Source organism: Geodermatophilus saharensis, assembly GCF_900188205.1.
Lineage (GTDB): Bacteria > Actinomycetota > Actinomycetes > Mycobacteriales > Geodermatophilaceae > Geodermatophilus > Geodermatophilus saharensis.
In genome coordinates, this window is sequence record NZ_FZOH01000010.1 from 58,717 (window position 1) to 84,838 (window position 26,122).

At 76.9% G+C, this 26,122-nt stretch carries 23 protein-coding genes; 10 read left to right on the forward strand and 13 right to left on the reverse strand.

Going from position 1 to position 26,122, the window contains the following annotated elements; genetic code table 11:
- Window positions 1–62: 62 nt before the first annotated feature.
- Window positions 63–1,727, reverse strand: a complete 1,665-nt coding sequence (locus tag CHC04_RS20435) for an FAD-binding oxidoreductase (RefSeq protein ID WP_089405800.1) — start codon at window positions 1,725–1,727, stop codon at window positions 63–65.
- Window positions 1,728–1,765: 38 nt separating this feature from the next.
- On the opposite strand from CHC04_RS20435, the gene CHC04_RS20440 reads away from it, so the two are divergent.
- Genes CHC04_RS20440 through CHC04_RS20450 form a run of 3 tightly spaced genes read left to right on the forward strand, consistent with a single transcriptional unit; the run spans window position 1,766 to window position 6,480 of the window.
- On the forward strand, window positions 1,766–3,283 hold the full coding sequence (locus CHC04_RS20440) for a glycerol-3-phosphate dehydrogenase/oxidase (protein WP_217897480.1): 1,518 nt from the start codon (window positions 1,766–1,768) through the stop codon (window positions 3,281–3,283).
- 10 nt (window positions 3,284–3,293) lie between these two features.
- Complete coding sequence (locus CHC04_RS20445; RefSeq protein WP_089405801.1) at window positions 3,294–5,627, forward strand: glycoside hydrolase family 65 protein; 2,334 nt, start codon at window positions 3,294–3,296, stop codon at window positions 5,625–5,627.
- 58 nt (window positions 5,628–5,685) lie between these two features.
- On the forward strand, window positions 5,686–6,480 hold the full coding sequence (locus CHC04_RS20450; protein WP_089405802.1) for a methyltransferase domain-containing protein: 795 nt from the start codon (window positions 5,686–5,688) through the stop codon (window positions 6,478–6,480).
- Window positions 6,481–6,561: 81 nt separating this feature from the next.
- Here the strand turns inward: CHC04_RS20450 and CHC04_RS20455 are convergent, their stop codons facing one another.
- A complete protein-coding gene (locus CHC04_RS20455) occupies window positions 6,562–7,314 on the reverse strand; it encodes a MerR family transcriptional regulator (RefSeq protein WP_089405803.1) in 753 nt (250 codons plus the stop codon).
- Between the two features lie 106 nt (window positions 7,315–7,420).
- Here CHC04_RS20455 and CHC04_RS20460 point away from each other — a divergent pair, with 106 nt between their 5' ends.
- Complete coding sequence (locus CHC04_RS20460; protein WP_089405804.1) at window positions 7,421–8,341, forward strand: haloalkane dehalogenase; 921 nt, start codon at window positions 7,421–7,423, stop codon at window positions 8,339–8,341.
- Here the strand turns inward: CHC04_RS20460 and CHC04_RS20465 are convergent.
- Window positions 8,338–9,195, reverse strand: a complete 858-nt coding sequence (locus CHC04_RS20465; RefSeq protein WP_141233866.1) for a helix-turn-helix domain-containing protein — start codon at window positions 9,193–9,195, stop codon at window positions 8,338–8,340. The two genes, CHC04_RS20460 and CHC04_RS20465, sit on opposite strands and share 4 nt — an antisense overlap.
- 27 nt (window positions 9,196–9,222) lie before the next feature.
- Here CHC04_RS20465 and CHC04_RS20470 point away from each other — a divergent pair, with 27 nt between their 5' ends.
- The gene (locus CHC04_RS20470) at window positions 9,223–9,702 is read left to right on the forward strand and encodes a VOC family protein (protein ID WP_089405806.1); all 480 of its coding nucleotides are present in this window, start codon (window positions 9,223–9,225) and stop codon (window positions 9,700–9,702) included.
- Between the two features lie 84 nt (window positions 9,703–9,786).
- Here the strand turns inward: CHC04_RS20470 and CHC04_RS20475 are convergent, their stop codons facing one another.
- From CHC04_RS20475 to CHC04_RS20485, 3 genes are read right to left on the reverse strand one after another with little or no spacing between them, the layout of a single operon-like run.
- A complete protein-coding gene (locus tag CHC04_RS20475; RefSeq protein WP_089405807.1) occupies window positions 9,787–10,611 on the reverse strand; it encodes an ABC transporter permease in 825 nt (274 codons plus the stop codon).
- Entirely contained in the window at window positions 10,608–11,576 is a 969-nt protein-coding gene (locus tag CHC04_RS20480; protein ID WP_089405808.1) for an ABC transporter ATP-binding protein, read from the reverse strand. Before CHC04_RS20480 ends, CHC04_RS20475 begins: the two co-directional genes overlap by 4 nt.
- 42 nt (window positions 11,577–11,618) lie before the next feature.
- Complete coding sequence (locus CHC04_RS20485) at window positions 11,619–12,008, reverse strand: antibiotic biosynthesis monooxygenase family protein (RefSeq protein WP_089405931.1); 390 nt, start codon at window positions 12,006–12,008, stop codon at window positions 11,619–11,621.
- A 76-nt stretch (window positions 12,009–12,084) separates the two neighbouring features.
- Here CHC04_RS20485 and CHC04_RS20490 point away from each other — a divergent pair, with 76 nt between their 5' ends.
- Window positions 12,085–12,651 (forward strand): TetR/AcrR family transcriptional regulator, encoded by a 567-nt coding sequence (locus tag CHC04_RS20490; RefSeq protein WP_176450116.1) that lies wholly within the window; start codon window positions 12,085–12,087, stop codon window positions 12,649–12,651.
- Here the strand turns inward: CHC04_RS20490 and CHC04_RS20495 are convergent.
- Window positions 12,632–14,086 (reverse strand): sensor domain-containing diguanylate cyclase, encoded by a 1,455-nt coding sequence (locus CHC04_RS20495; protein ID WP_089405810.1) that lies wholly within the window; start codon window positions 14,084–14,086, stop codon window positions 12,632–12,634. The genes CHC04_RS20490 and CHC04_RS20495 overlap by 20 nt on opposite strands.
- 60 nt (window positions 14,087–14,146) lie before the next feature.
- Window positions 14,147–14,746: a TMEM165/GDT1 family protein gene (locus tag CHC04_RS20500; protein WP_245817552.1), complete on the reverse strand. Its 600-nt coding sequence runs from the start codon at window positions 14,744–14,746 to the stop codon at window positions 14,147–14,149.
- 322 nt (window positions 14,747–15,068) lie between these two features.
- On the opposite strand from CHC04_RS20500, the gene CHC04_RS20505 reads away from it, so the two are divergent.
- A complete protein-coding gene (locus CHC04_RS20505; protein WP_089405811.1) occupies window positions 15,069–16,178 on the forward strand; it encodes an MFS transporter in 1,110 nt (369 codons plus the stop codon).
- A 33-nt stretch (window positions 16,179–16,211) separates the two neighbouring features.
- On the opposite strand, the gene yczE is transcribed toward CHC04_RS20505, so the two are convergent.
- The 3 genes from yczE to CHC04_RS20520 form a co-directional block, all read right to left on the reverse strand.
- Window positions 16,212–16,829 carry a membrane protein YczE gene (yczE, locus tag CHC04_RS20510; protein ID WP_245817554.1) on the reverse strand — a complete coding sequence of 206 codons (618 nt, stop codon included), beginning with the start codon at window positions 16,827–16,829 and terminating at the stop codon, window positions 16,212–16,214.
- 157 nt (window positions 16,830–16,986) lie between these two features.
- Window positions 16,987–19,587 carry a diguanylate cyclase domain-containing protein gene (locus CHC04_RS20515; protein WP_245817556.1) on the reverse strand — a complete coding sequence of 867 codons (2,601 nt, stop codon included), beginning with the start codon at window positions 19,585–19,587 and terminating at the stop codon, window positions 16,987–16,989.
- Between the two features lie 113 nt (window positions 19,588–19,700).
- A complete protein-coding gene (locus CHC04_RS20520; RefSeq protein WP_089405814.1) occupies window positions 19,701–21,395 on the reverse strand; it encodes a GGDEF domain-containing protein in 1,695 nt (564 codons plus the stop codon).
- Between the two features lie 106 nt (window positions 21,396–21,501).
- Here CHC04_RS20520 and pheA point away from each other — a divergent pair, with 106 nt between their 5' ends.
- Window positions 21,502–22,437 carry a prephenate dehydratase gene (gene pheA, locus CHC04_RS20525; RefSeq protein WP_089405815.1) on the forward strand — a complete coding sequence of 312 codons (936 nt, stop codon included), beginning with the start codon at window positions 21,502–21,504 and terminating at the stop codon, window positions 22,435–22,437.
- A 34-nt stretch (window positions 22,438–22,471) separates the two neighbouring features.
- Here pheA and CHC04_RS20530 read toward each other — a convergent pair whose 3' ends face one another.
- Window positions 22,472–24,589, reverse strand: coding sequence for an MMPL family transporter (locus CHC04_RS20530; RefSeq protein WP_089405816.1), 2,118 nt, complete (start codon window positions 24,587–24,589; stop codon window positions 22,472–22,474).
- A gap of 60 nt (window positions 24,590–24,649) precedes the next feature.
- On the opposite strand from CHC04_RS20530, the gene CHC04_RS20535 reads away from it, so the two are divergent.
- Window positions 24,650–25,102: a MarR family winged helix-turn-helix transcriptional regulator gene (locus CHC04_RS20535; RefSeq protein ID WP_089405817.1), complete on the forward strand. Its 453-nt coding sequence runs from the start codon at window positions 24,650–24,652 to the stop codon at window positions 25,100–25,102.
- 86 nt (window positions 25,103–25,188) lie between these two features.
- Here CHC04_RS20535 and CHC04_RS20540 read toward each other — a convergent pair whose 3' ends face one another.
- On the reverse strand, window positions 25,189–25,524 hold the full coding sequence (locus tag CHC04_RS20540) for a GroES family chaperonin (protein WP_245817558.1): 336 nt from the start codon (window positions 25,522–25,524) through the stop codon (window positions 25,189–25,191).
- 290 nt (window positions 25,525–25,814) lie between these two features.
- Between CHC04_RS20540 and CHC04_RS24350 the strand changes: the two genes are divergently transcribed.
- A partial coding sequence (locus CHC04_RS24350) for a hypothetical protein (protein WP_176450117.1) occupies window positions 25,815–26,122 on the forward strand: 308 nt, incomplete at its 3' end.

A 26,122-nucleotide genomic window follows, 5' to 3' on the forward strand; every position in this document is an offset into this window, starting at 1 on the left:
GCTGCCACCCCGCCTACTGCATCCCGCTGGTCGAGCCCTTCAGGGGAACGTGCGGGGTCACCTCACGAGAATCCCTCCCGGTCGGGCAGCAGGACACCGGGGTTGCAGACGCCCCGAGGGTCGAGCCGCTGCTTGACCGCCCGCAGCACCTCGACGCCGAGCGGGCCGACCTCGCGCTCCAACCAGGGGCGGTGGTCGGCCCCGACGGCGTGGTGGTGGGTCAGCGTGCCGCCGGCGGCCAGCAGCGCGTCGGTGGCCGCCCGCTTGGCCGTGAGCCACTGCTGCAGCGGCAGGGCGTCGTCACGGTCGGCGAGCACCGTGACGTAGAGCGAGGCGCCGGTGGGGTAGCCGTGCGAGACGTGGCTCATCACCAGCGGCTGCCTCCCCTCGCGGCCCAGCGACGCGCGCAACGCCGCGCGGACGGCGTCGTACACCGCGGGCAGGTCGGTCCAGGTGGCCGCCGTCTCCAGCGTCTCCACCAGCAGCCCGGCGTCCATCAGCCGGTCGCGCAGGTACGGGGCGGCGTAGCGGTGCCGGCGCCACGACTCGCCGACCCGCCGGCCGATCGGCACCGCCCCGTGCTCGCGCAGCACCGGCCGCGCCGCGCCGCGGCGGGCGCGCACCAGCGGCGCCAGGCCCTCCCACCCGACGACGAGCAGGCAGCCCCCGCCGCGGCCGCGCGCCCGCAGCGCCCCGCGCAGCAGCCGCGCACCGGTGCCGCCGGCGTTGAGCAGGGTGGCGCGGGTCTCGTCGGGGTCGGACAGCCGGACGACGTCGGGCAGCAGGTCGTGCCGCGCCAGCCGCTGCAGACCGGCCAGCCCGTCGGCCCAGCTGCGGAACGACCAGCCCTCGTAGCGGGCGGCCCGCGGTGCCGGCCGCACCCGCAGCCGCAGCTCCGTGACCACGCCGAACGCGCCCTCCGAGCCCAGCGCCAGCCCCAGGAGGTCCGGCCCGGCGGCCGACGCCGGCGGGTGGCCCAGCTCCAGCACGCCCGACGGCGTGGCCAGCGTCAGCCCGGCCACCAGGTCGTCGAAGCGGCCGACGCCGGTGGAGGCCTGACCGGCCGAGCGGGTGGCCGCGTAGCCGCCGACGGTGGCGAACTCCCAGCTCTGCGGCAGGTGGCCGAGGGCCAGGGCGTGCGGGGCCAGCGCCGCCTCCAGCGCCGGGCCGCGCATTCCCGGGCCCACGGTGACCAGCGACGATGCGACGTCGACGTCGGCCAGCGAGGCCATCCGCGCCAGGTCCACCGCCAGCGACGGCCGGTCGTCGGGGTCGGCGCCGGCCAGCCCGCCGACGACGCTCGTCCCGCCACCGAACGGCACCACCAGGACGCCGCGCTCGCTGCACAGCGCCAGCAGCGCCGCCGTCTGCGCGGTGCCGCCGGGCAGGACGACGGCGTCCGGGGCGCCGGAGGCGTCGCCCGCGCGCCGGCGCAGCAGGTCGGTGTAACTCCGGCCGCCGGCCCGGCGCAGCCGCGCGTCGCGGTCGGTGCGCACGTGGTCCTCGCCCAGCAGCGCGACCAGCTCCGCGTGCACGTCGGCGGGCAGCCGGGAGGGCGGCAGCCGGATCTCGTCGACGGCGACCGGGGGCGTGGGTCGCGGGGTCCAGCCCAGCTCGCGGGCCAGGTGCCGGCGGGCGGCCTTCGGCAGCACCGCGGCGAGGTCGGGCGCCTCGGAGGCGCCGCCGGGTCCCCACCCCTGCACGGTCAGTTCCGGCTGCTCGGACACGGCTACAGTCTGCCGGTGCGCCGAGGGCGACCCCGCAGGTGAGCGGCGACCCCGACCTCACCCCGGCCCGCCGCGCGGCCGACCTCGAGGCCCTGGCCCGCGGCGCCGACGTCGTCGTGGTGGGCGGGGGAGTGACCGGCGCCGGGGTGGCGCTCGACGCCGCCGCGCGCGGCCTGTCGGTGGTGCTGCTCGAGCGCGCCGACCTCGCCGCCGGCACCAGCCGCTGGTCGAGCAAGCTCGTGCACGGCGGGCTGCGCTACCTCGCCCACGGCGAGCTCGGGCTGGCGCGGGAGTGCGCCCGCGAGCGGGCCGTCCTCATGGGGACCACCGCGCCGCACCTGGTGCGGCCGCTGCCCTTCCTGGTGCCCGACGCCGCCGGCCGGGACGTCAGCGCGGTCGGCGCGCTGGGCGGGCGGCTCGGCGACGCGGTGCGGCTGTCGGTGCGCGGCGGGCCCGGCTCACTGCCGGGAACCCGGCGGGTGGGCGCCGCCGAGGCCGCCCGGCTGGTGCCGGCGCTGCGGCCCGGCGGGGGCGGCGCGCTGTTCTGGGACGGCCAGCTCACCGACGACGCCCGGCTCGTCGTCGCCCTGGCCCGCACCGCCGCCGCGCTGGGCGCGCGGGTGCTGACCGGCGCGCGGGTGGTCGCCGTCGACGGGCGGGAGGTGGCCGCCGTCGTCGACGGGGAGCCGGTGACGGTCCGGGCCGGCGCGGTCGTCAACGCCACCGGCGTGTGGGCGCAGGCGCTCGCGCCCGGGATCCGGCTGGCGCCCTCCCGCGGCTCGCACCTGGTCGTGCGGGCCGGCCGGCTCGGCGACCCGCTCGCCGCGCTGACCGTGCCGCTGCCCGGCTCGCGGTCGCGGTACGTGTTCGCGCTGCCGCAGCCCGGCGGGCTGGTGTACCTGGGCCTCACCGACGAGCCGGTGCCGGGGCCGGTCCCCGACGAGGACCCGCGGCCGGGCCCGGCCGAGGTCGACCAGCTGCTCGGCACGGTGGGCCGGGTGCTGGCGGTGCCGCTCACCCGCGACGACGTCGTCGGCGCCTACGCCGGGCTGCGGCCGCTGGTGCTGCCGGAGTCGGCGGGGAGGGGACCCGGCGACGCGACCGCCGACCTCTCCCGCCGGTACCTGCTGCGCTGGGACGGACCGGTCCTGTCCGTGGTCGGCGGCAAGCTCACCACCTACCGCGCCATGGCCGCCGACGCCGTCGACGCCGTCGTGGCGCGCCTGGGCCGGGGCGCCCCCCGCTCGCCCACCGCCTCCCTGCCGCTGGTGGGCGCCGCGCCGCCGGCCGAGCTGGCCCGGGTGCGCGCCCCGGCCCGGCTGGTCGCCCGCTACGGCACCGAGGCGCCGCGGGTCGCCGCGCTGGGCACCGAGCCGGTGGTCGGAGGCCGGCCGGAGACGGTGGGGGAGCTGCGGTTCGGAGTGCTCGCCGAGGGTGCCCGCACGGTGGCCGACCTGCTCGACCGGCGGGTGCGGCTGGGGCTGGTCCCCGCCCACCGCGAGCGTGCCGTGGCCGCCGCGCAGGCCGCGGTCGCGGCTGGGGGTGGCGACCGGTAGGACAGGGCCCGTGACCGCCCCGACCCTCGACGTCGACCCCTGGACGGTCCGCGAGCCGCGCGTGGACCCGGCGACCCTGCCCGTCGCGGAGTCGCTGTTCGCCCTGTCCAACGGCTTCCTCGGCGTCCGGGGCACCCTCGACGAGGTCGAGCCCTGCGGCATGCGCGGCACCTTCCTCTCCGGCGTCTTCGAGACCCACCCGCTGTCCTATCCCGAGGGCGGCTTCGGGCACCCCGAGGAGGGGCAGGCGCTGCTCACCGTCGCCGACGGCACCCCGCTGCGGCTGCTGGTCGACGGGGTCCCGCTCGACGTGCGCGAGGCCCCGCCCCAGGAGCACGAGCGCACGCTGGACCTGCGCGCCGGCACGCTCGACCGCCGGGTGCGCTGGAGGGCGCCGTCCGGGAGGTCGGTGGAGCTGACCTCGCGGCGGCTGGTGTCCCTGGCCGAGCGGTCGGTCCTCGCGGTGCGGTACGAGGTCCGGGTCCTGGACGGTCCGGCGCACGTGGTGGTGCGGTCCGAGCTCGCCGCGGGGGCGGTGGTGCCGACGGGCGTGGACAACGACGACCCGCGGGTCGCCGACGCCCTCGACGGCGCCTTCGAGCCGCACGCGCAGATCGGCTCGGAGACCGGCGGCGCCCTGGTCGAGCGGACGCGCCGCTCGGGCATCACGGTCGCGGCCGCGGTCGCCCACCGGGTCGAGGGCGGGCGGACGCGCACCGACGTCGACGAGCAGCACGTCGTCACCACCGTCGCCGCCGACCTGCAGCCCGGCGAGACCCTGACGATCGTCAAGGTCGTCGGGTACGGCTGGTCGCGCGACGCCGGGTCGGACTCGGTCCTGGGGCAGGCCGCGGCGGCCGTGGACTCCGCGCTCGACCTCGGCTGGGAGGGCCTGCTCGACCGGCAGCGCGCCGCGCTCGACGAGGTGTGGGCCACCGGCGACGTCGAGGTCGACGGCGACCCGGAGCTGCAGCAGGCGCTGCGCTACAGCGTCTTCCAGCTCGTCTGCTCGGCCGCCTGCATCTCGGGGGCCGCCGTGGGCGCCAAGGGGCTGACGGGGGTCGGCTACAGCGGCCACACCTTCTGGGACGTCGAGGGGTTCGTGCTGCCCGCCCTCACCCTCCTGCGTCCGGACGCGGCGGCCCGGCTGCTGCGCTGGCGCGCCTCGACGCTCGACGCCGCGCGGGACCGCGCCCGGACCCTGGGGCGGTCGGGGGCGGCCTTCGCCTGGCGGACGATCGACGGGCGGGAGACGTCGGCCTACTGGCCGGCCAGCAGCGCGGCGGTGCACGTCAGCGCCGACGTCGCCCGGGCGTTCTGGCTGTACGAGAACGTCACCGGTGCCGACCTCGACTCCGTCAGGGGCCTGGAGGTGCTGGTCCAGACGGCGCGGATGTGGGCGTCGCTGGGCCACGAGGACGTCGCCGGCGCCTGGCACCTGTTCGGCGTGACCGGGCCGGACGAGTACACCGGCGTCGTCAACGACAACGTGTTCACCAACCTGATGGCGCGGGCCAACCTCCGGCGCGCCGCCGAGGCCTGCCGGCGGCACGAGGCGCGCGCCGCGGAGCTCGGTGTCGACCACACCGAGACCGCCGCCTGGCGCGCGGCGGCCGACGCCGTGTGCGTCCCGTGGGACGAGAGCCTGGGCGTGCACCCGATGAACGACGACTTCACCGCCTTCGCGGAGTGGCCCTTCGAGGAGGAGCGGGACCGCTATCCGGTGCAGGAGCACCACCACTACGACGAGTTCTACCGCCGCCAGGTGCTCAAGCAGGCCGACCTGGTGCAGGCGCTGTGGTGGTGCCGGGAGGAGTTCACGCCCGAGCAGGTGGCCCGCGACGTCGAGTACTACGAGGCGCGCACGGTGCGGGACTCCTCGCTGTCGGCGGCGGTCCAGGCGGTGGTGTGCGCCCAGGCCCAGCACCCCGACCTGGCGCTGCGCTACCTGCGCGAGGCCGCGCTCGTGGACCTGCGCGACCTGCAGCAGGGCACCGCGAAGGGGCTGCACATGGCCTCGGTGGCCGGTGCCTGGCTGGCCCTGGTCGCCGGCCTCGGCGGGATGCGCGAGGACGCCGACGAGCTGGAGCTCGCGCCCCTGCTGCCGTCCCGGCTCTCGCGGACCGCCTTCTCCGTGACCTGGCGCGGGCGGCTGCTGCGCGTCGAGACGACGCGGGAGGGCACCACGGTCACGGTGTTGCGCGGCGAGGGGCCGGTGACCGTGGTCGTCGACGGAGCCCGGCTGTCCGTCGCGCCCGGCGCCCCCGGCTGCGCCCCACTGCGCGCGCCGACCCCGCTGCTCGGCGAACCGCGGCAGCCGGCCGGCCGGGAACCCTGCGCCTGACGTCCCACTGAGCGAGACGCGCGTTCCGTAGAGCGGGACGACGCGCCAGGATGCCGTCGTGGACACCTACACGCACGGGCACGCCGAGCCGGTCCTGCAGTCCCACCGGTGGCGCACCGCGGAGAACTCCGCCGGGTACCTGCTGCCGCACCTGCGACCGGGCCTGGACCTGCTCGACGTCGGCTGCGGTCCCGGGACGATCACCCTCGACCTGGCCCGCCGGGTGGCCCCGGGACGGGTGCTCGGGGTCGACGTCTCGGCCGACCCGCTCGGCGAGGCGCAGGACCTCGCGGCCCGCGAGGGCGTCGCGGTGACCTTCGCCGTCGGCGACGTCTACGCCCTCGACCTGCCCGACGACGCGGTCGACGTCGTCCACGCCCACCAGGTGCTGCAGCACCTCACCGACCCGGTGGCGGCGCTGCGCGAGATGGCCCGCGTCTGCCGGCCGGGCGGGCTGCTCGCCGTCCGCGACGTCGACTACGCGACCGTCGTCTGGCACCCCGCCGACCCCGGGCTCGACCGGTGGCTGGAGCTCTACTCCGCCGTCGCGCGGGCCAACGGGGCCGAGCCCGACGCCGGCCGGCGCCTGGTGGCCTGGGCGCACGCCGCCGGGCTGCGCGACCTCACCGCCACGGCGTCGGCGTGGTGCTACGCGTCCCCGGCCGAGCGGGAGTGGTGGGGCCGCTCCTGGGCCGGCCGGGCCACGGCGTCGGCCTTCGCCGAGCAGGCCCTGGCGTACGGGCTGGCCCCGCGGGACGAGCTCGGGGAGCTCGCCGCCGCGTGGCTGCGCTGGGCCGCCGCGGACGACGGCTGGCTGGCGATGCTGCACGGCGAGCTGCTCATCCGCGTCTGACACCCGCCGAGATCACGTGATCTCGACCGTCCGGGACCCCGGAACGGTGCGAGATCACGTGATCTCGACGGTAAGGGGCGGTCAGCCCTGGCGGGCGGCGTTGGCCTGGACGGCGGTGCTCACCCACTGCGCCAGGCCCGGCGCCGCCTTCTCGTAGGTCGCCGTGAACCGCTCGTCCTCGACGTACATCCGCCCGAGCGCGGCGTGCACCTGCGGCGGGCAGTCGTAGAACCACCGGCAGATCTGCTGCCGCGCCTCCTCGGCCAGGTCCATCCCCTGCGCCGAGTCGGGCGCGACGCCGGCCCGCAGCGCCTCCGCCATCCGGCGGGTGAGGTCCTCGCCCTCGCCCTTGATCCGGACCCAGTCCTCCTTGGAGTAGGCCGCGGCGCGCCGCGAGGACTCGCGGTAGGCGTCGGTGTCGCCCCAGCGCTCCTGGACCTCGGCCTCGTACCGCTCCGGGTCGTGCTCGCCGAACACCTCGAACCGCTCCTGCGGGGTCAGTGAGATCCCCATCTGTCTCGCCTCCATCTCCTTCTCGACGGCCGCGACCATCGCCCGTGTCCGCTCCAGCCGGTCCCGCAGCAGCCGGTGCTGGCGGCGCAGGTGCTCGGCGGGGTCGGCGGACGGGTCGTCGAGCAGGGTCGCGACCTCCTCGAGGGGGAACCCGAGCTCGCGGTAGAGCAGCACCTGGTGCAGCCGGTCCAGGTCCGCCGCCGAGTAGCGGCGGTAGCCGGCCGCGGTGCGCCCCGACGGCGACAGCAGGCCGATGCGGTCGTAGTGGTGCAGCGTGCGCACCGTGACCCCGGCCAGCGCGGCCACCTCCCCGACGTTCACGCGGGTCCCTCCTCCCTGACGGCGACGAGTGCACAGCCTGACGCTGCGTCAGGGTCAAGCGCGATCTCCGGGGGCGCGGTGCCGACGGCGGTGTGAGGATCCCCGCATGACCGCCCAGCTGCCCGACCAGGACGAGACGGTCTCGCCCGAGGACCCCTTCCCGCGGCGGCGCGTGCCGGTGCTGGGCACCGAGATGTCCTACGTCGACGTCGGCGACGGTGGGGCGGGTGGGGACACCATCGTGTTCCTGCACGGCAACCCGACGTCGTCCTACCTGTGGCGCAACGTCATCCCGCACGTGCAGCACCTCGGCCGCTGCATCGCGCCGGACCTGGTCGGCATGGGCGAGTCGGGGAAGCTGCCGCACCCGGAGCGGGGCACGTACTCCTTCGCCGCCCACGCCGAGCACCTGGCCGCGTTCCTCGAGGCGGTCGGCGTCGAGCGGCGGGTCACCCTCGTGCTGCACGACTGGGGCTCGGCGCTGGGCTTCGACTGGGCCCGCCGCCACCCCGAGGCCGTCCGCGGCCTGGCCTTCACCGAGGCCATCGTCACGCCGATGACCTGGGCCGACTGGCCGGCCTCCGGCCGGAAGATCTTCCGCACCATGCGCGGCGACGACGGCGAGACCGTCGTGCTGGAGAAGAACGTCTTCGTCGAGCGCATCCTCCCGGCGTCGACCCTGCGCGGGCTGTCGCCGGAGGCGCACGAGCGCTACCGGCAGCCCTTCGGCACCCCCGAGGACCGCTGGCCCACGCTGGAGTGGCCGCGGCAGATCCCGCTGGACAACGTGCCGCCGCGGGTCCGCGACGTCGTCGCGCAGTACGGGGTCTGGCTGCGCGGCAGCGCCGTCCCCAAGCTCTTCCTGAACGCCGAGCCCGGCTGGCTGCTGGTCGGCAGGCCGCGGTCGCTGGTCCGCAGGTGGCCGTCGCTCACCGAGGTGACCGTGCCCGGCGCGCACTTCGTCCCCGAGGACTCCCCGCACGCCATCGGCCGGGCGCTGGCCGACTGGATCCCGACGCTGCCCTAGACCGTGTCCGCCCGGGCGCGGGCGAGGTAGGCCGACGGCGTCACGCCGACGACGGCCCGGAAGTCGCGGCTGAAGTGCGCCTGGTCGAACCAGCCCAGCGCGGCGGCGAGCCCGGCCAGGTCGTCGACCTCCCCGGCGTCGATGGCGGCCGCGGCGTCCTGCAGCCGGTGACGCGCGAGCACGGCCTTCGGGGAGACGCCGACGAAGGCCGCGAAAAGCCGCTGCAGGGAGCGCACGCCGACCCCGGCGAGCGCGGCCACCTGGTCGACCCGCACCAGGGACCGGTCCTCGGCCATGCGCTCGAGCAGCGCCTGCAGGTCGCGGTAGGCCGGCGGCACCCCGGGTGCCAGCGGCGCGAGCGCGGCGTCGAGGACGGCGGCGCGCGCGTCGTCGTCCTCCTCGGCGAGCACCGCGGACAGCAGGGCGGCCGCGTCGAGCCCGGCGAGCACCCCGGCCGCCGGGACGACCGCCCCCCGGCCCGGTGGCCGCCCGCCCATCGCGACCCAGCCGCCGGGCCGGAACTTCGCCGCCGTCACCCGGCCGGTGCCGGTGAGGTCGACGACGAACCGCCGGGGGACGACGCCGTGCACGAGCACCGCGGGCAGCGCGGTCCCGAACCGCGGCTCGCTGCCGGTCTCGACCGAGAGGTTGACGCCGGGGTCGCTGAGGACCTCCGACCGGAACGGCGGCCGGCCGGTGCGGTCCCAGCGCACCGACCAGTAGCGCTCGACGAACGGCTCCAGGGCCGGGCTGACCGGGGCGTCGCGCCGCAGCCCGGCCACCCGCGCGGTCTCGGCCGGACGGAGCAGGCCCCGCGCCGACGGCGGGGCTGTCGCGTTCGTCCAAGACGCCACGGGCGCAGCGTAGGCAGGGTGGCCGACATGGCGATCACCGACGGCCGGCCCGACGGCTGCACGACCCTGACCCCCTTCCTCGTCTGCTCGCCGGCGGCCGAGGCGATCCGCTTCTACGAGGACGTCTTCGGCGCCACCACGGTCAGCCGCATGGACGGCCCCGACGGCACGGTCGCGCACGCCGAGCTGCAGTTCCCCGCCGGCCGGCTGCAGCTGTCCGACCCCAACCCGCAGTTCGGCCTGGCCGCCCCCACCGGGCAGGCCGAGGACCGGGTCAGCGGCTCCACCTGCATCTACGTCCCCGACGTCGACGCGGTCTTCGCCGCCGCCGTGGAGCGGGGCTCGACCGTGCGCGAGCAGCCGGCCACCTTCGTCACCGGCGACCGGTTCGCCTCGCTCTACGACCCCTTCGGTCACCGCTGGGCGGTCATGACCCGGGTCGAGGACGTCAGCCCCGAGGAGGCCGAGCGCCGGCTGTCCGAGTGGGCCGCGTCGGGTGCGCTGTGAGCTGCGTCGCAGACGTCCGTTCCACGGCCCCGTCCGGAGGCTCGTCCCGAGCCTGCGAGGGACGAGGAGGGACGGGGACCTTCCCTAGTCGAGGGCGCGGCGGCGGAAGCCGACGAGGCTCAGCACGCCGAACACCGCCAGGAAGCCGGCCAGCGCCAGCGCGCACACCGGCAGCGGCAGGTGCGGCACGTCCGGCGTCATCTCCGCGCGCAGCGCCTCGCTGAGGTAGGTCAGCGGGTTCACCGCGCACACCACCTGGAACCAGCGCAGCTGGTCCAGCGCCGGCCACGGGAACTGGGTGGAGCCGGTGAACAGCAGCGGGGTGAGCACGACGGCGAAGACGACGTTGATCCGGTTGGGCTTGACGAAGGTGCCCAGGACCATGCCCATCGCCGCCCCGACCAGGGAGCCGAGCACGAGGAACACCGCCAGCAGCGGCACGTCGGACCAGGTCACCGGCAGCGTGCCGAGCACCCACCAGCCGATGGGGAACATGACCGCGGCGGCCACCAGCGCCCGCGCCGTGGCGAAGACGATCTTCTCCACGGCGACCAGCGCCGTCGGCAGCGGCGCGAGCAGCCGGTCCTCGATCTCCTTGGTGAACGAGAAGTCGATGACCAGCGGGAAGGCGGTGTTCTGCAGCGCGGTGAGGAAGGCGGCGAGCGCGATGACGCCGGGCAGCAGCACGCCGGAGTAGGCCGAGGACGCGAAGCCGAGCTCGACGAGCACCTTGCCGAAGACGAACAGCAGGAACACCGGCTGCAGCACCACCTGCAGCAGGAACGGCACGAACTCCCGGCCGGTGACGAACACGTCGCGCCACAGCAGCGCGGTGAAGGCCCGCCACACGTCCGGCCGGGCGGGCCCGGCGACCGGGGTGGCGCTCCGTGGGGTGTCGACGGCGGTCATCGCAGCTCCCGTCCGGTCAGGCTGAGGAAGACGTCCTCCAGGCTGGGCTCGCCGATGCGCACGCCGGTCAGCCGGGCACCGCGGGCGGCCAGCACCTCCGAGACCGGGCCGACCGTCGTCGCGGCGTCGGCGGAGAGGTAGAGCCGGGCCCGCAGCCCACCGGAGTCGGCGACCGGCTCGACCCGCTCGGCCTGCGGCAGCGCGCCGAGGGCGGCCAGCAGCGCGTCGTCGCTGTCCCCGGGTGCCCGCTCGACGTCGACGTCGACGGTGGCGCTGCCCGGCAGCGACCGGGTGAGCGCGGCCGGGGTGTCCAGCGCCAGCAGCCGGCCGTGGTCCATGATCCCGACCCGGTCGGCCAGCGCCGCGGCCTCCTCCATGTCGTGGGTGGTGATGACGACGGTGACACCGGTGTCGCGCAGCTCGCGCACCCGCTCCCAGACGAACAGCCGGGCCTGCGGGTCCAAGCCGGTGCTCGGCTCGTCGAGGAAGACCACCTGCGGGGCGTGCATGAGCGCGCGGGCGATGAGCAGCCGCTGCGCCATGCCCCCGGAGTAGTCGTCGACCCGGTCACCGCCCCGGTCGCCGAGTCCGAGCCGCTCGAGCAGCTCGTCGGCCCGGCGGTTGCGCTCGGCCCGGCCCACCCCGTGGTAGGCGGCGTGGAAGACCAGGTTCTGCCGGGCGGTCAGCGACCGGTCGAGGTTGGAGCGCTGCGGCACCACCGACAGCCGGCTGCGGGCGGTGACCGGGTCGGCGGCGACGTCGACCCCCGCCACCCGCGCGGTGCCGCCGGTGGGCAGCACCCGCGTGGTGAGGACGCCGATCGTCGTGGTCTTGCCCGCGCCGTTGGGGCCCAGCAGCCCGAACACCTCCCCGCGGTCGACGGTGAACGACACCCCGTCGACGGCGTTGGTCGGGCGGCCCGGGTAGCGCTTGACCAGTTCCCTGACCTCGACCGCGGCGTCCATCGACGGCGATGGTGCCACCTCCGGCCGACACCGCCGCGCCCGTCACACCGTCGGCGCAGCGGCCGCGGCGCGGGCGCCGTCGACGCTCGGCGCGGCGCCGTCCCCGGGCAGCGTGCGGTTGCCGAACGAGCGCAGCCGCGGCGCCCAGCGGCGCATTGCCGACCGGTGCGGATCGGTGCGGGCGAACGCCCGGACGGCGGCCTCGTCGTCCCACCACGACACGGTGGTGAAGGCCCGGGCCAGCGGCTGGGCCCGCAGCAGCAGCGAGCGGGCGCCGGGGGAGCCGGCCACCTGGCGGCGGATCGCGAGCGAGGCGGCGAAGAAGGCCGGGACGTCGGTGAGCCGGCGCAGCCGCAGCTCGGTGAGCAGCACGACGCCGGGCCCCTCGACGGTGCGGTCGGTGGTCCAGGGCAGGTCGGGGATGACGGGCACCGGGTCCTCCTCGGAACGGCTTAACAGGTGTAAAGCCACCGTAGACCTCCCGCTTAACGCGTGTAAAGTGCCTTCCGTGGCCCGGGACCTCCGCAACGACCTGCTGACCGCCGCCGCGGCGCTGGTGGAGCGGACCGGCTCGGCGGACACGGTCACGCTGCGCGGGGTGGCCCGCGAGGCCGGGGTCAGCGCGCCCGCCGTCTACGGGCACTTCGCCGACCTCGACGCCCTGCTCGACGCGGTGGTGGAGCGCGGCTTCACCGACCTGGTGGCGGCGATCGCGGCGGCCACCGACGGCGTCCCCGACCCGGTCGAGCGGCTGCTCGCCGGCTGCCGGGCCTACGTGCGGTGCGGTCTGGCGGCACCCGGCCGCTACCGGGCGATGTTCGGCACCCGGCAGGTGCCGGCGGGGGACCGGGCCTTCGCCGTCCTGGTCCGGGCCGTGGGCGCGTGCGTGCGGGCCGGCCGGTCGGCCAGCACCGACGCGCGCGCCGACGCCGGCCTGGTGTGGACCGCGCTGCACGGCCTGGTCACCCTCTGGGCGGGGCGGGACCGGCCGTGGCCCGACCTCGAGGAGCAGGCGGGCGCTCTGGTGACGCGGCTGGCGCTGCTGTCCCCGCCGGTCAGCGGCGGGAGCGCTTGACGGCGTACATCGCCGCGTCGGCCCGGCGCAGCAGCGTGTCGGGGGTGTCCCCGCGCCGCGACAGCGTGACGCCGGTGCTCGAGCGCAGCGGCGGGCCGCCGTCGGTGGGCGCGCCCAGCACCCGCCCGACGCGGGCGGCGAGGGCGTGTGCGGCGGACTCGCTGCCCGTGCCGGGGCACAGGACGACGAACTCGTCGCCGCCGATGCGGGCCACGGTGTCCCCGGGGCGCACGGCGGCGGAGAGGGTGGCGGCCATCCGCAGCAGCGCGGCGTCGCCCGCGGCGTGCCCGAGGGTGTCGTTGACGGCCTTGAACCCGTCGAGGTCGCAGTAGAGCAGTGCCGCCGGCAGCCCCTCGCGCTCCTGCACCCGGAGCGCCTGCTCGATGCGGTCGACCAGCAGGGCGCGGTTGGGCAGGCCGGTCAGCGCGTCGTGCAGGGCCGCCTCGCGCAGCCGGGCCTCCAGCCGGCGCTGCGCGGTGACGTCCATCAGGGCGACGACGGCGCCGGTGACCCGGCCGGCGGCGTCGACCACCCGGTCGCCGGAGGCGCGCAGCAGCCGCGGCGACCCGTCCGGCGAGGGGATCGCCAGCTCGACGTCGCGGACCCGCCCCTCGGCGAGGACCCGCTGCAGCGGCAGCTCCGACACCGCCATCGGCCGGCCGTCCACGGTGGCCAGCCCGAACGCCTCGACGACCTCCGGGGTGAGCCGCAGCTGCTCGACGGTGTGCGCGTCGCCCAGGCCGTGCCACTGCCGGGCGACGCGGTTGAACAGGGTGAGCCCGCCGTCGGCGTCCGCGGCGACCACGCCCACGGGCAGCGCCTCGAGCAGGGCGCGGGTGAAGGCCTCCGAGCGGCCGACGTGCGCCGCGGCGGCCTCGGCCTGGTCGCGGGCGGCGGCGTTGGCGACGGCGAGGTCGGCCAGCTCGCGGGCCTGGCGGCGGCGCTGGAACAGCGCCACCACGACCGAGGCGAGGTCGGCCAGCCGCTCACCGGCGTCGGGGGCGAAGGCGTGCGGGGCCTCGTCGAAGACGCACAGCGTGCCCACCGTCGTCCCGTCGACCACGAGGGGCGCCGTGGCGTAGGCGCGCACCCTCGCGCGCCGGCCGTCGACCCACGGGTTGGACGCGTGCTCGGGGTGGCTCGCCAGGTCGTCGTACACCTGCGGGGCCGGGGCGCCGGTGGTCGTGGCCGAGCACAGCGACTCGTCGCGCGGGGTGCTCGCGCCCGCGAACCCGTGGGGTGCCAGCTGGTGCTGCCAGCGGGCGTCGAGCAGGTTGACCGTGGCGCAGGGGACACCGGTGACGGCCGCCGCCACCCGCACGACGGCGGCCAGCTCGGCGTCCTCGCCGGCGTCCAGGACGCCGAGGTCGGCCAGGAGCCGGGCCTGCCGGGCACGCAGCTCGGCGAGCTCCTCGGGTGGGGTGCAGACGCGCATGCCACCGGGATCGGCCCTCCTCCCGGCGGCCTGCAGCGGCCCGGGGGAGGCGTCCCCCGATCAGGTGAGCGCGCGCACGACCTCCACGGCGGCGAGCACGGCGAAGACGACGAACAGCGCCGCCGCCGCCCGGCGGATGAGGGCCACCGGCAGCCGGTCGGCGAGCTTCTTGCCCAGGAACACCGCCAGGCCGCTCACCACGAGCAGCGCCGCCCACGAGCCGATGAAGACCGACACCGGGGCGTCGTAGCGGGCGGCGAGGCCCGCGGTGGCCAGCTGCGACAGGTCGCCCCACTCCGCGGCGAACAGCACGCCGAAGGAGATGGCGGCCGCCCGCAGGAACGACGTCCGCTCCCGCGCCTCCGCGGCCTCCCCGCCGTCCTCGGGGCCCTCCCCGGCGCTGCGCCACAGCAGCACCGCGCCCACGAGGAACAGCACGGCCACCACGCCGGCCACCAGCGCCTCGGGCAGCAGCGAGAGCAGGCTGCCGGCGGTGACGGCGATGGCCACCTGCAGGCCGAAGGCGGTGCCCACGCCGACGAACACCGGCAGCGGCGGGAACCGGGTGGCCAGGACGAGGCTGGCGAACAGCGTCTTGTCCGGCAGTTCGACCGGCAGGACGAGGACGAACGCCGTCGCGACGACGGACAGCACGATCACGGGTGGGTCTCTCTTCCGCTCGGCACGGCCGGGCGGGGGCGCACGCCTCCGACCGGCAGTGCGACGACTGCTCGGTCGAAGGTCTCGCCCACCCGCGCGGGGCGCGGGCCCGCTGACCGGGCGGCTCCCGCGGGAGCGCGCCAGCGTGTCGACCAGCGGACGGGGGGCTACTCCCCTTCTCGGCCGCCCACCCTAGCCGACGGCCCGCGGGAAACCCGGTGCGCGCGGGTGTGGCTCCGGTTACCGTCCGCCCGTGCCCTTCCGTTGACGCCCGTCCCGCTCCCCGCTGCCCGCCGCCGCCCGGCCACTGGCCCGCCTGGCCGTGGCCTGGACCGCGCTGTCCGGGCTCGCCCCGGTCTACCCGCTGTACGCGCTGCTGTTCCTCGACACGGGGCTGTCGCAGGCGCAGGTGTCGGCGCTGTTCGCGCTGTGGTCGGTGACCGCCCTGCTGGCCGAGGTCCCCACCGGCGTGCTCGCCGACCGCTGGTCCCGCCGCGGCGCGCTCGTCCTCGCCGGCGTGCTGGAGGCGGCGGGCTTCGTGCTGTGGACCGTCGCGCCCGGCCTGCCCGGGTTCGCCGCCGGCTTCGTCGTCTGGGGCGTCGGCGGTGCGCTGGCCTCCGGCGCGGCCGAGGCGCTGGTCTACGACGGCCTGGCCGCCGTCGGCGCGGAGGACGCCTACGTCCGCGTGCACGGCGCGACGACGGCGGCCGAGCTGCTGGTGCAGGTGCCGACCGCGCTGCTGGCCGGGGTGCTCGTGGAGGTCGGCGGCTACGCCCTGGTCGGCTGGGTCAGCGTGGCGGTCTGCCTGGTCGCCGCGGCCCTGGCCACCCGGTTCCCCGAGCCGCCGCACACCGCGGGCGACGACGAGCCGGAGGTCCCGCTGCGCAGGGCGGTCGGGACCGCGCTGCGCCGGCCGGGCGTGCTGCTGGTCGTCGTCGCCGTCGCCCTGCTCGGCGGCCTGGACGCCATCGAGGAGTACTTCCCGGTCATGGCGCGCGAGCAGGGCGTGCCCACCGAGCTCGTCCCGGCCGCCGTCCTCGTCGTCGCGCTGGCCGGGGCGGCAGGGGCGGCGCTGGCCGGCCGGGCGGCGCGGCTGCCCTCCCGCGCGCTGCCGCTCCTGCTGCTGCTGTCGGCGGTGCTCCTCGCGGCCGGCGCGGCGGTGGACCACCCGGCCGCCGTCGCCGCCGTCGCGGTGTCCTACGGGCTGTACCTGGCGGTGCTCGTGGTGGGGGAGACGCGGCTGCAGGAGCAGGTGCCCGCCGCGGTGCGCGCGACCGTCACCTCCGTCGCGGGCCTGGGCATCGAGGCGGCCGCCCTGCTGGTCTTCGCCGCGTGGGCGCTGGGCGGGGCGGCAGCGGTGGCGGTGCTGTTCCTCGCCGTCGTCCCGGTCACCGCCCGCGGCCTCGTCCCCCGGGCGGTGAGCAGCCATTAGCGCGATACAGGCACCTCCGGTGGTGAGGAGCCATCAGCGCGACGATGGCACCGCCGGGGCGGGCGGCCGCACCGACAGCCGGGGCAGCAGGGCGTGCACCAGCGGGCCGATGGCCAGCGCGTACAGCACGGTGGCGACGCCCAGGGTGCCGCCGAGCAGCCAGCCCGCGGCCACGACCGCGACCTCGATCGACGTGCGCACCAGCCGCACCGAGCGCCCGGTGCGGCGGACCAGGCCGGTCATCAGCCCGTCCCGCGGCCCCGGGCCGAGGTGCACCCCGATGTAGGCGGCGGTCGCGACCGCGTTGAGCAGGATCCCGGCCGGCACGAGCGCGACCCGCACGAGCGGGGACCCCGGCTCCGGGAGGACGGCGAGCGCGGCGTCCAGGGCCAGGCCGATGACGACGACGTTGCTGACCGTGCCCAGCCCCGGCCGCTCGCGCAGCGGCACCCAGGCCAGCAGCACCAGCGCGCCGACGACGATGGTGACCACGCCGAGGGACCAGCCGAGCTGGCGGGCCAGTCCCTGGTGCAGCACGTCCCACGGCATGACCCCCAGGCCCGAGCGCACCAGCAGGGCCATCGACAGGCCGTAGAGCACCAGCCCGGCGTAGAGCTGAGCGAGGCGGCGGGGTCCGGGGAACTGGCGCACGACGACGATCGTGCGTCAGGACCGGCCCGGGGGCCGCAGGCCAATCCGGGCGAGTGGCCTGTGATCCCGGCCCTGCGCGGTCGGGTCCCGGCCCGGGGAGGTGCCATCAGCGCGACAAAGGCACCTCCGGGAGGTGCCGATATCGCGACAAAGGCACCTACCGCGCGGTGCGGCGGGCGATGCGGGCGGCGAAGACGCCGGCGGCGTGGCCGTTGTCGATGGTGCTGACGACGACGCCCGGGGACGCCGCGGTGAGCATCGTCAGCAGCGACCCGAACCCGCCGAAGGAGCCCGGCTGCCCGGTCGAGGTGGGCACCGCGACGATCGGCACGTCCGTCATCGCCGCGACCGTCCCGGCCAGCGAGGCGTCGAGCCCGGCGACGACGACCAGGCAGTCGACGTCGTCGAGCAGCGTGCGGTCGGCGAGCAGCGAGCGCAGCCGGCCGCCGCCGACGTCGTCGACACGCACCACCTCGGTGCCGGTGACCCGCGCGACGAACGCCGCCTCCGCCGCCACCGACGCGTCGGCGCTGCCGGCGCACAGCACGCCCACCCGCCCGACCGGCTCGGGCACCGGCCCGACGGCGGCCGACATCGCCGCGGCGTCGACGGTGGAGCCGGGGTGCTCGGAGGCCAGCGCGACGAGGGTGTCGGCGCCGGCGCGGACGACCAGCGCGGGCCGGTCGGGGTGCGCGGCCCGGGTCTCGCGGACCAGTGCCAGCACCTGCTCGGTCGAGCGGCCCACCCCCCAGACGACGTCGGGCTCGGCCGGCACGGGGCGACCCGGTGGCGCGGCGGGCGCGGGACCCAGCGACGGCTCGCCGGGCGCGCCGAGCGACAGCGGCGGGTCGGCCGGACGGGGCGCCGGCGTGCCCAGCAGCGGCGAGAAGCCGCCGACCGGGTCCAGGGGCGAGGCCGGCACCGGCGCGGGGCGCGGCGTCGGCAGCGGGGTGTCGGGCGCGCGGGTCTGGGTGAGGGCGGACAGCGCCACGACCCGGTCGCGACCGCTGCGCTTGGCGTCGTAGAGCACGCCGTCGGCGGCGGCGAACAGCGTGCGGCGGTCGTCGCCGCGGGTGGCCGAGGCGATGCCGACGCTGATGGTCACCGGCACGGGGACGCCCAGCGCTGCCCAGTCGTGGCCGGCGACGGCGCGGCGGATCCGCTCCAGCGCGTGCTCGGCCTGCTCGGCGGTCGTGTCGGGCAGCAGGACGACGAACTCGTCGCCGGCCCACCGGCACACCTCGTCGGTGTCGCGGCAGCCGGCCAGCAGCAGGTCGGCGACCGTGCGCAGCACGGTGTCCCCGCCGGGGTGGCCGACGGCGTCGTTGATCGCCTTGAACCGGTCGACGTCGACCACCGCCAGCGCCGGGGTGGTGCCCGCGCTGAGCAGCCCGTCGAGGCGGGCCTCGGCGTATCGCCGGTTGGGCAGGGAGGTGAGCGGGTCCTCGTAGGCCTGGCGGCGCAGCTGCCCGGCGGCCCGCTCGTTCTCCAGCAGGCTCTTGCGCCGGCCGAACAGCTCCACCCAGCGGGTGCGCCGCTCGTCGACCCGGTCGAGCTCGTCGGCGAGGTAGGCCTGCAGGTAGGGCAGCGCCCGGCCGGCGTCGTCGAGCTCGGCGTGCAGCGTGCACAGCTCGCGCAGCGCCGCCCGCCGCAGCCGCGGCAGGCCGTGCTCGGTGGCCAGCGCCAGCGCCTTGGCCAGCTGCTGGTCGGCACCGCGGCCGTCGCCCTGCCGCCGCAGCGCGCGGCCCAGCGCCAGCAGTGCCGAGGCCAGCAGCGCGCGGTCGCCCCGGGCGCTACTGGTGCGGACGGCGGCGCGCAGCGGACCGGTGGCCGCGGCGTGCTCGCCCAGGCCGACCAGCGCCCACCCGTGCACCACCTGCGCGGCGACGACGCCGCCGGCGTCGGGCGGGAGCTGGGCCAGTGCCTGCTCGGCCAGCTCCCGCGCCTCGGCGAACCGCGGCCGGGCCGAGTCGGCGTCGCCGTCGTCGAGCAGGGCCTCGCCGAGCTCGGCGCACAGCTCGCCCAGGCAGGTGGCCGCGCCGGCGGCGAGCACGTCGGGGTCCTCGTCCGGGCCGAGGACGCCGGCGGCGGCCGCCGCGGTCGCCGTCTCCAGGGCGCGGCGCTGGTAGTCCAGCGCCAGCGGCATGAGCTCGAGGTCGGCCAGGACGCCGGCGAGGGTGCCGAGCGTGTCGACCAGCAGCGCGCTCGGCGGCAGCTGCGGGTCGAGCAGGCTCGCGGCCTCGACCGCCTCGTCCATCGCGGCGTCGATGCGGCGGGAGAGCAGCTCGATGCGGGCGTGCCGGGCCAGCCCCGCGGCGCGCTGCAGGTCGTCGTCGCTGGCGTCGAAGGCGGCCTTGGCCGAGCGGACCAGCGCGATGGCCAGGGCGGCGTTGGCGGCCGACTCCGAGCGCGGGTCGTCCTCGCCCGGCTCCGGGGCCGACGCGCCGTCGCCGCGGTCGAGCAGGCCGGCGACGCCGGCGTGCAGGTCCAGCGACTCGGTGGTCTCCGGCGCGTCGAGGGGCTCGCCGACCAGCGTGAACCCGGCGACCCGCAGCCGGCGCACCAGCAGCTCGGCGCGCAGCGTGTCGGCCCAGGCGCGGCCCAGGCCCGCGGCGTCGCCGGGGTCGGCGTCGCCGCCCTCCGCGGGGACCTCGTACGGCGAGGACGGGTCGACGACGGACAGCAGCCGCTCGGCGTCGTCGAGCTGCCAGTTGGCGAGGGCGGCGGTCACCCGGTGGTGCAGGGCTCCCGGTGGCACCAGCGCACTGTGCACGTCGTCGGGGAGGGAGTCGAGCACCCCGCGGCGGGCACGCCGGAGTCGCCCCCCGCCGTCGTCCGTCCCGTCACTGGCGTCCCAGGCGGGCCGCCGCGTCACGGCGACGCCCCGCCCGCGGGCAGGTCGCCGTCGCCCGCCGGGAGTGCGTCGTCGACGAGCCCGGGGGCGCGCACCCGGTTGCGCCCCCCGCGCTTGGCGGAGAACAGGTGCAGGTCGGCGGTGTCGAACAGCGACCGCCACCCGACCGGCGCGTCGCGGTCGTCGGCGACCGCGGGCGCGGTGGCCACCCCGATGCTCACGGTGATCGGCTCGGACAGCGGCAGGTCGGCCCAGTCGGCCTCGGCGACGGCGGCCCGCAGCCGTTCCGCGGCCGCCAGCGCCTGCCCCTGCGTGGCCGCCGGCAGCACCACGAGGAACTCGTCGCCGGCCCACCGGTACACCTCGTCGCCGGCCCGGCTGTGCTCGCGCAACAGCGCCGCCACCCGCCGCAGCACCTCGTCGCCGTGGGAGTGGGAGGCGTCGTCGTTGACCTCCTTGAACCGGTCGACGTCGACGACGGCCAGCGACAGCGGCTCGGCGCCCAGCCGCATCCCGGCCAGCCGGCGCTCGGCGCTGCGCCGGTTGCCGAGCCCGGTGAGGGCGTCCTCGAGGGCGTGCCGGCGCAGCACGGCGGCCTGCCGCTCCACCTCGCGCAGCCGGCTGCGGCGGACGAACATCTCGGCCCACAGCTCCCGGCTGCGCGCGTGCGCCCGGCCGGTGTCGGCGCGGTAGGCCTCCAGCCAGTACAGCGCCTCGGCGGGGCGGCCCATCGCGGCGGTGGCCTGGCCGAGCTCGAGCAGGCACTGCCGGTAGCGGCGCCGGTCGGCGGTCGCGGCGAAGGCGCCGGAGGCGTCGACGAGCAGGTCGGTGGCCTCCTCCCCGCCCCCGCCGCCGCTGTGCTCCTGCGAGAGCCGGGTCAGCAGCCGGGCCAGCGCGAGGTCGGCGTAGCCGCGCAGCCACGTGCTGCCGCGGCGGTGCACCCGCCGGTGCACCGACCGCAGCGGGCCCAGCGCGTCGTCGAGGTCGTCGTGGCAGCACAGCGCCCAGGCCTGGACGACGTCGAGCAGGTCCTGGTCGCCGGGCTCGGGGTCGACCGGCAGCGCCCGGGCCTCGGCGGCCGCGGCGAGGGCGGTGCCGGCCAGCGCCCGCGCCCGCGCGGCGTCCCCGCGGCGGCGCAGGGTCTGGGCGAGCTCGACGTTCTGCTGGGCGCACAGCCGCAGCAGCTGCCAGCGGTCGGCGAGGTCGGGCAGCCGGGCGGCGACCTCGTGCCCGCGCTCGGCGTGGGCGACGGCGAGCTCCTCGAGGTCGAGCGCGGTGAGGGTGAGGGAGAGCCACAGGTGCGCCTGGTGCAGCACGCGGGTCGGCTCGGCGGGGACCTGGTCGGTCAGCAGGCTGGCGTCGACGGCGAGCAGCATCGCGGCGTCGAGGTGGTCGGCGGCGGCCTCGACGTGGGCGAGGTAGGCCAGCACCAGGGCCGTGCCCGTCGACGCCGGGCAGGCGCCCAGGGCCTCGCGGGCGGTGGCGACCCCGGCCGCGGTGGCCTCCCGGTCGCCGTCGACCAGGCCCCGGCGGGCGGCGAGCGCCGCGGACCAGGCGGCCCAGCCCGGGCCGCCAGCGGCGGCCAGCGCGGGCTCCGCGTCGTCGAGCTCGGCGCGGAAGGCGTCGGCGTCGTCGCGGGCGCTGGCGACCAGCAGACGGCGCAGCGCAGTGTCGAGGTCACCCTCGGTGAGGGCAGACGGGCCGGGGGTCACGCACCCCTCCTCCCCGACGCCGGTCGTCCGGCCGCTGCTGGCCGGCGGTGAGGCAGCTCCCCCCGGACGGGACGGGGCCCCTGCCCGACCGCACTACCCTCGTCGGGTGCCCCAGACGCCTCCGACGCGGTTCGCCTATCTCGGGCCCGAGGGTACCTTCGCCGAAGCGGCGCTGAGCAGGGCCGTCGCCCCCGGGGAGGGCGTCCGGCAGCCTGCCGTGAGCGTCGCCGCGGCCCTGGCGGCGGTGCGCGCCGGCGAGGCCGACGCCGCCCTGGTGCCGCTGGAGAACTCGGTCGAGGGCTCGGTCCCGGCCACCATGGACGGCCTGGCCGAGGGCGACCGGCTGGTCGTCACCCGCGAGGTGTTCCTGACCGTCTCCTTCGTCCTCGCCGCGCGTCCGGGCACGACCCTCGACGGCGTGGGCGGCGTGGTCAGCCACCCCCACGCGCTCGCCCAGACCGCGCGCACCCTGGCCCGCCTGCTCCCCGGCGTCCCCACCCTGCCGGCCTCCTCGACGGCGGCCGCCGCGCGCGCCGTGGCCGAGGGCGCCCACGACGCCGCCGTCTGCGCGCCGATCGCCGCCGAGCGCTACGGACTGGTGCCGCTGGCCGAGGACGTCGCCGACCACCCCGGCGCGGTCACCCGCTTCGTGCTGGTGTCCCGGCCCGGGGCGCTGCCGGCCCCCACCGGCAACGACAAGACGTCGCTGGTGGTCGTCGTCGCCGACCGCACCGGCGCGCTGCTCGACGTGCTGCGCGAGTTCGCCGTCCGCGGGATCAGCCTCACCCGCATCGAGTCCCGGCCCACCCGCGACCGGCTGTGGGTCTACTCCTTCTCCCTCGACTGCGAGGGTCACGTGGCCGAGGCGCGGGTGGGGGAGGCGCTGGCCGCGCTGCACCGGGTGTGCGAGGACGTGCGGTTCCTCGGCTCCTACCCGCGCGCCGACGGCCGCACCAACCGCCCGGTCCCCGACGAGTCGGCCGACACGGCCTTCGCCGAGGCCGGGCGGTGGCTGGCCGGCCTCCGCACCGGCGACGCCTGAGCCGCCCGGCGGGCACTTCCGCGGAAGTGCCCGCTCAGGCCGGCTCCAGCTCCCGCTCGGGATCGGGCTCGGGCCGGCGGGCCGGCCGGCCGGGCCACCAGGTGCGGTCGCCGAGCAGGTACACCGCCGAGGGCACCACCAGGGTGCGGACGACGAAGGTGTCGAGCAGGACGCCGAAGCCGACGATGAAGGCCAGCTGCACGAGGATGAGCAGCGGCAGCACCGCCAGGGCTCCGAAGGTGGCCGCCAGCACCAGGCCCGCGCTGGTGATCACGCCGCCGGTGACGGCCAGCGCGCGCAGCACCCCCTGCTCGGTCCCGTGCCGCTGCGACTCCTCCCGCGCCCGGGTCATGAGGAAGATGTTGTAGTCGATCCCCAGCGCGACCAGGAACACGAAGCCGATCAGGATGATCGTCGGGTCGCTGTCGGCGGTGCCCAGCAGCGGCTCGAAGACCAGCGCGGAGACGCCGATGGTCGCGGCGAAGCTGAGGACGACGGTGCCCAGCAGCACCAGGGGCGCGACGATCGCCCGCAGCAGCAGGGCCAGCACCACCGTGATCACCAGCAGCACCAGCGGCACGATCACCCGGAGGTCGCGCGCCGAGGTGTCGAGGGTGTCGAGGTTGGTCGCCGTCGTCCCCCCGACCAGGGCGTCGGGGTCGGCGTCGCGGACCGCCTCCCGCAGGTCGGCCACGGTGCGCTCTGCGGCGATGCTGTCGGCGGCGTCGGCGAGGGTGGCGTCGAGCTGCACCAGCCCGTCGACCTCCACGGGCTGGGCGTCCGGCGTCGGCGGGCCGTCCGGCCCGGTCACCGGGGTGACGCCCGCGACGCCGGGTACCGCGGCCGCCGCGGCCGCGACGTCGGGCCAGGTGTCGGCCGGCGTGACGACCACCGCCGGGCTGCCGCTGCCGGCGTCGAAGTGGCGGGCGAGCGCCTCCTGGCCCTGGGCGCCCTCGGGGTTGCCGCGCACCGCCTCGGACAGCGGCAGCCCGTCGGCCTGGAAGGTCGGCGCGAACACCGCGGCGGCGAGCAAGGCGGCGACGCTGATCGCCAGCACCCGGCCCGGCCGGCGCCCCACCGCGTCGGCGGTGCGCTGCCACCCGCCGTCCCGCTTCGGCTCGCTGCCGTAGCGGGGCCGGAACGGCCAGAAGGCGGCGCGGCCGAGCAGCACCAGGACGGCGGGCAGGAAGGTCAGCGAGGCGACCATCGCGAGGACGACGTTGACCGCCGAGATCGGCCCCAGGCCGCGGTTGGAGGCGAGGTCGGAGAACAGCAGGCAGAGCACGCCCAGGACGACGGTGGCGCCCGAGGCCAGGATCGGCTCGACCGAGCGGCGCAGCGCGACCCGCATCGCCGCGACCGGCGACCGCTCCACCCGCAGTTCCTCCCGGTAGCGGGCCACGAGCAGCAGGCCGTAGTCGGTGGCCGCGCCGACCACGAGGATCGAGGCGATGCCCTGGCTCTGCCCGTTGACGGTGATGATCCCCTCGCGGGCCAGCAGGTAGGAGACGGCCTGGCCCGCGGTGAGCGCGAGGCCGGCCGTGCCGATCACCAGGAACGGCAGCAGCGGGCTGCGGTAGACCACCAGCAGGATGAGCAGGACGACGCCGAACGCGGCCAGCAGCAGCAGGCCGTCGATGCCGGAGAAGCCGTCGGCGAAGTCGGCGAACACGCCGCCGGGGCCGGTGACGTAGGCGGTGGTGCCCTCGACGTCGTCGACGGCGCGCATGTCCTGCACCACCTCGGGCAGCGCCTCGCCGAGGTCGGCGCGCAGCGGGACGACGGCCTGCACCGCCTCGCCGTCCTCGCTGGGGATCGGCGGGGAGGGCTCGCCGGCCAGGGCGTCGGCCTCCTCGGCCACGGCGGTGACCTCCGCGAGCGCCTCGCCGACCGCCTGCTGGGTGGCGGGGTCGAGCGGGCCGTCGCCCTCCCACACCAGGACGACCGGGATCGCCTCCTGGTCGCGGAAGCGCTCCTGGAGCTCGGTGACGCGGGTGGACTCCGCGCTGTCGGGCAGGAAGGCGGCGTTGTCGTTCTCCTGGACCTCGGTCAGCTTGCCGCCGATGGCCCCCAGGGGAGCTGCCAGGCCCAGCCAGAGGACCGCGACGAGGGCGGGGAGGAGCCAGCGCAGGAGGGTGGTGCGTCGGGGCATCGGAGCCGACCCTTCGGTGCTCTAGAATCTCGACAGTCGAGAGATTACGGGGGTGGGTGGATGACGCGCAACGACAGCGAACGGGTGGCGGTCACCCTCTTGCTGCGGCGGCTGACCGTGGAGCTCGACGCCGTCGGTCAACGCTTCGCCGACGCGCACGGACTCGGACGCACCGACGTCCGCGCGGTCATCGCGATCATGGACGCCGCCCGCGCCGGCGAGCCGCTCACCGCCGGGGGGCTGGGCGCCGCGGTGGGCCTGAGCTCGGCGGCGGTGACCGCGCTGGTGGACCGGCTGGAGCGGGCCGGTCACGTGCAGCGCGTGCGTGACCCCGCCGACCGGCGCCGCGTCGTCCTGCAGATGACCGAGCCCACCATGGCGGCCGGCGCCGCGTTCTTCGGCGGGCTGCAGCGGGAGCTCATGGCGGCGATGGCGGACTTCACCGACGACGACGTCGCCGTCGTCCGCCGGTGGCTGGCCGGGATGACCGAGGCGATCACCGCCCACCGCTGAGCACGCCGCGGGCGCGGTTTGTGCACACACTGCGGTCCCGGGCCCTGCCCGGCCGCGCTGCGTGCACACACCGCGCGGCCCGGCGGTCAGAGATACAGGCCGGTGGACTCCTCGATCCGCTCGGCAGCGACGGCGTGCACGTCGCGCTCGCGCAGGATGATCAGCTCCTCGCCGTGGACCTCGACCTCGTGCTGGTCCTCGGGGGAGAACAGCACCTGGTCGCCGACCTTCACCTGCCGGACGCTGGAGCCGACCCCGCGCGCCTCGCCCCACACCAGCCGCTTGGCCACCTGGGCGGTCGCCGGGATGAGGATGCCGCCGGTCGAGCGCCGCTCGCCGTCCTCTCTGCGGAGCGACACGAGTATCCGGTCGTGCAGCATCTTGATCGGCAGGCCGCTGCCCTTGGCGACGTCGGATGGCACGCGATCACGGTACGCGGAGGCCTGGTCGACCCCTGAGCGGCCGACCCGCTCCCGGCTCGCTCGGGACACCGTTGCGGATGGTCGAGGGCCTGTGGCAGGTGGAGCCACTCCAGAAACCCGGGACTGCTGTGACGAGTGGTGCATGTTGCCCACGAACACCGGAACGCAGTCGTCTTCTTTGGCAGTTTCTGAGACTCCTCCGGCGCGGAACTCTGCCGTCTCATACAGGGGACACAACGTCGCACTCCGGCGCCCGTACGGCGCCGGTCCTGTTCGGGAGAGGGCGAGAAGTGAACGAAGGAACGAAGGGCCGCCGCTCGGTGGCCTGGCAGCTCGCGGCGGGTGCCGCGGGCCTGTCGGTGGCGCTGGGCGGCTCGGTGCTGCTCCCCGGCATCGCCGCCGCGACCGAGGACCCGACCTGGGCGGCCCCGGTCATCAACAGCGCAACGTCGTGCGACTCGAAGGTCTTCTTCAACTTCGAGCCGGTCGCGTATGACGGCGCCGGAGAGCTGACCTACTGGATCCACACCGTTTCGGGCCCCACGCCCGGTGGTGACAACGAGCCCCCGGCCGACAACGAGCCGCCGGCCGACGAGCC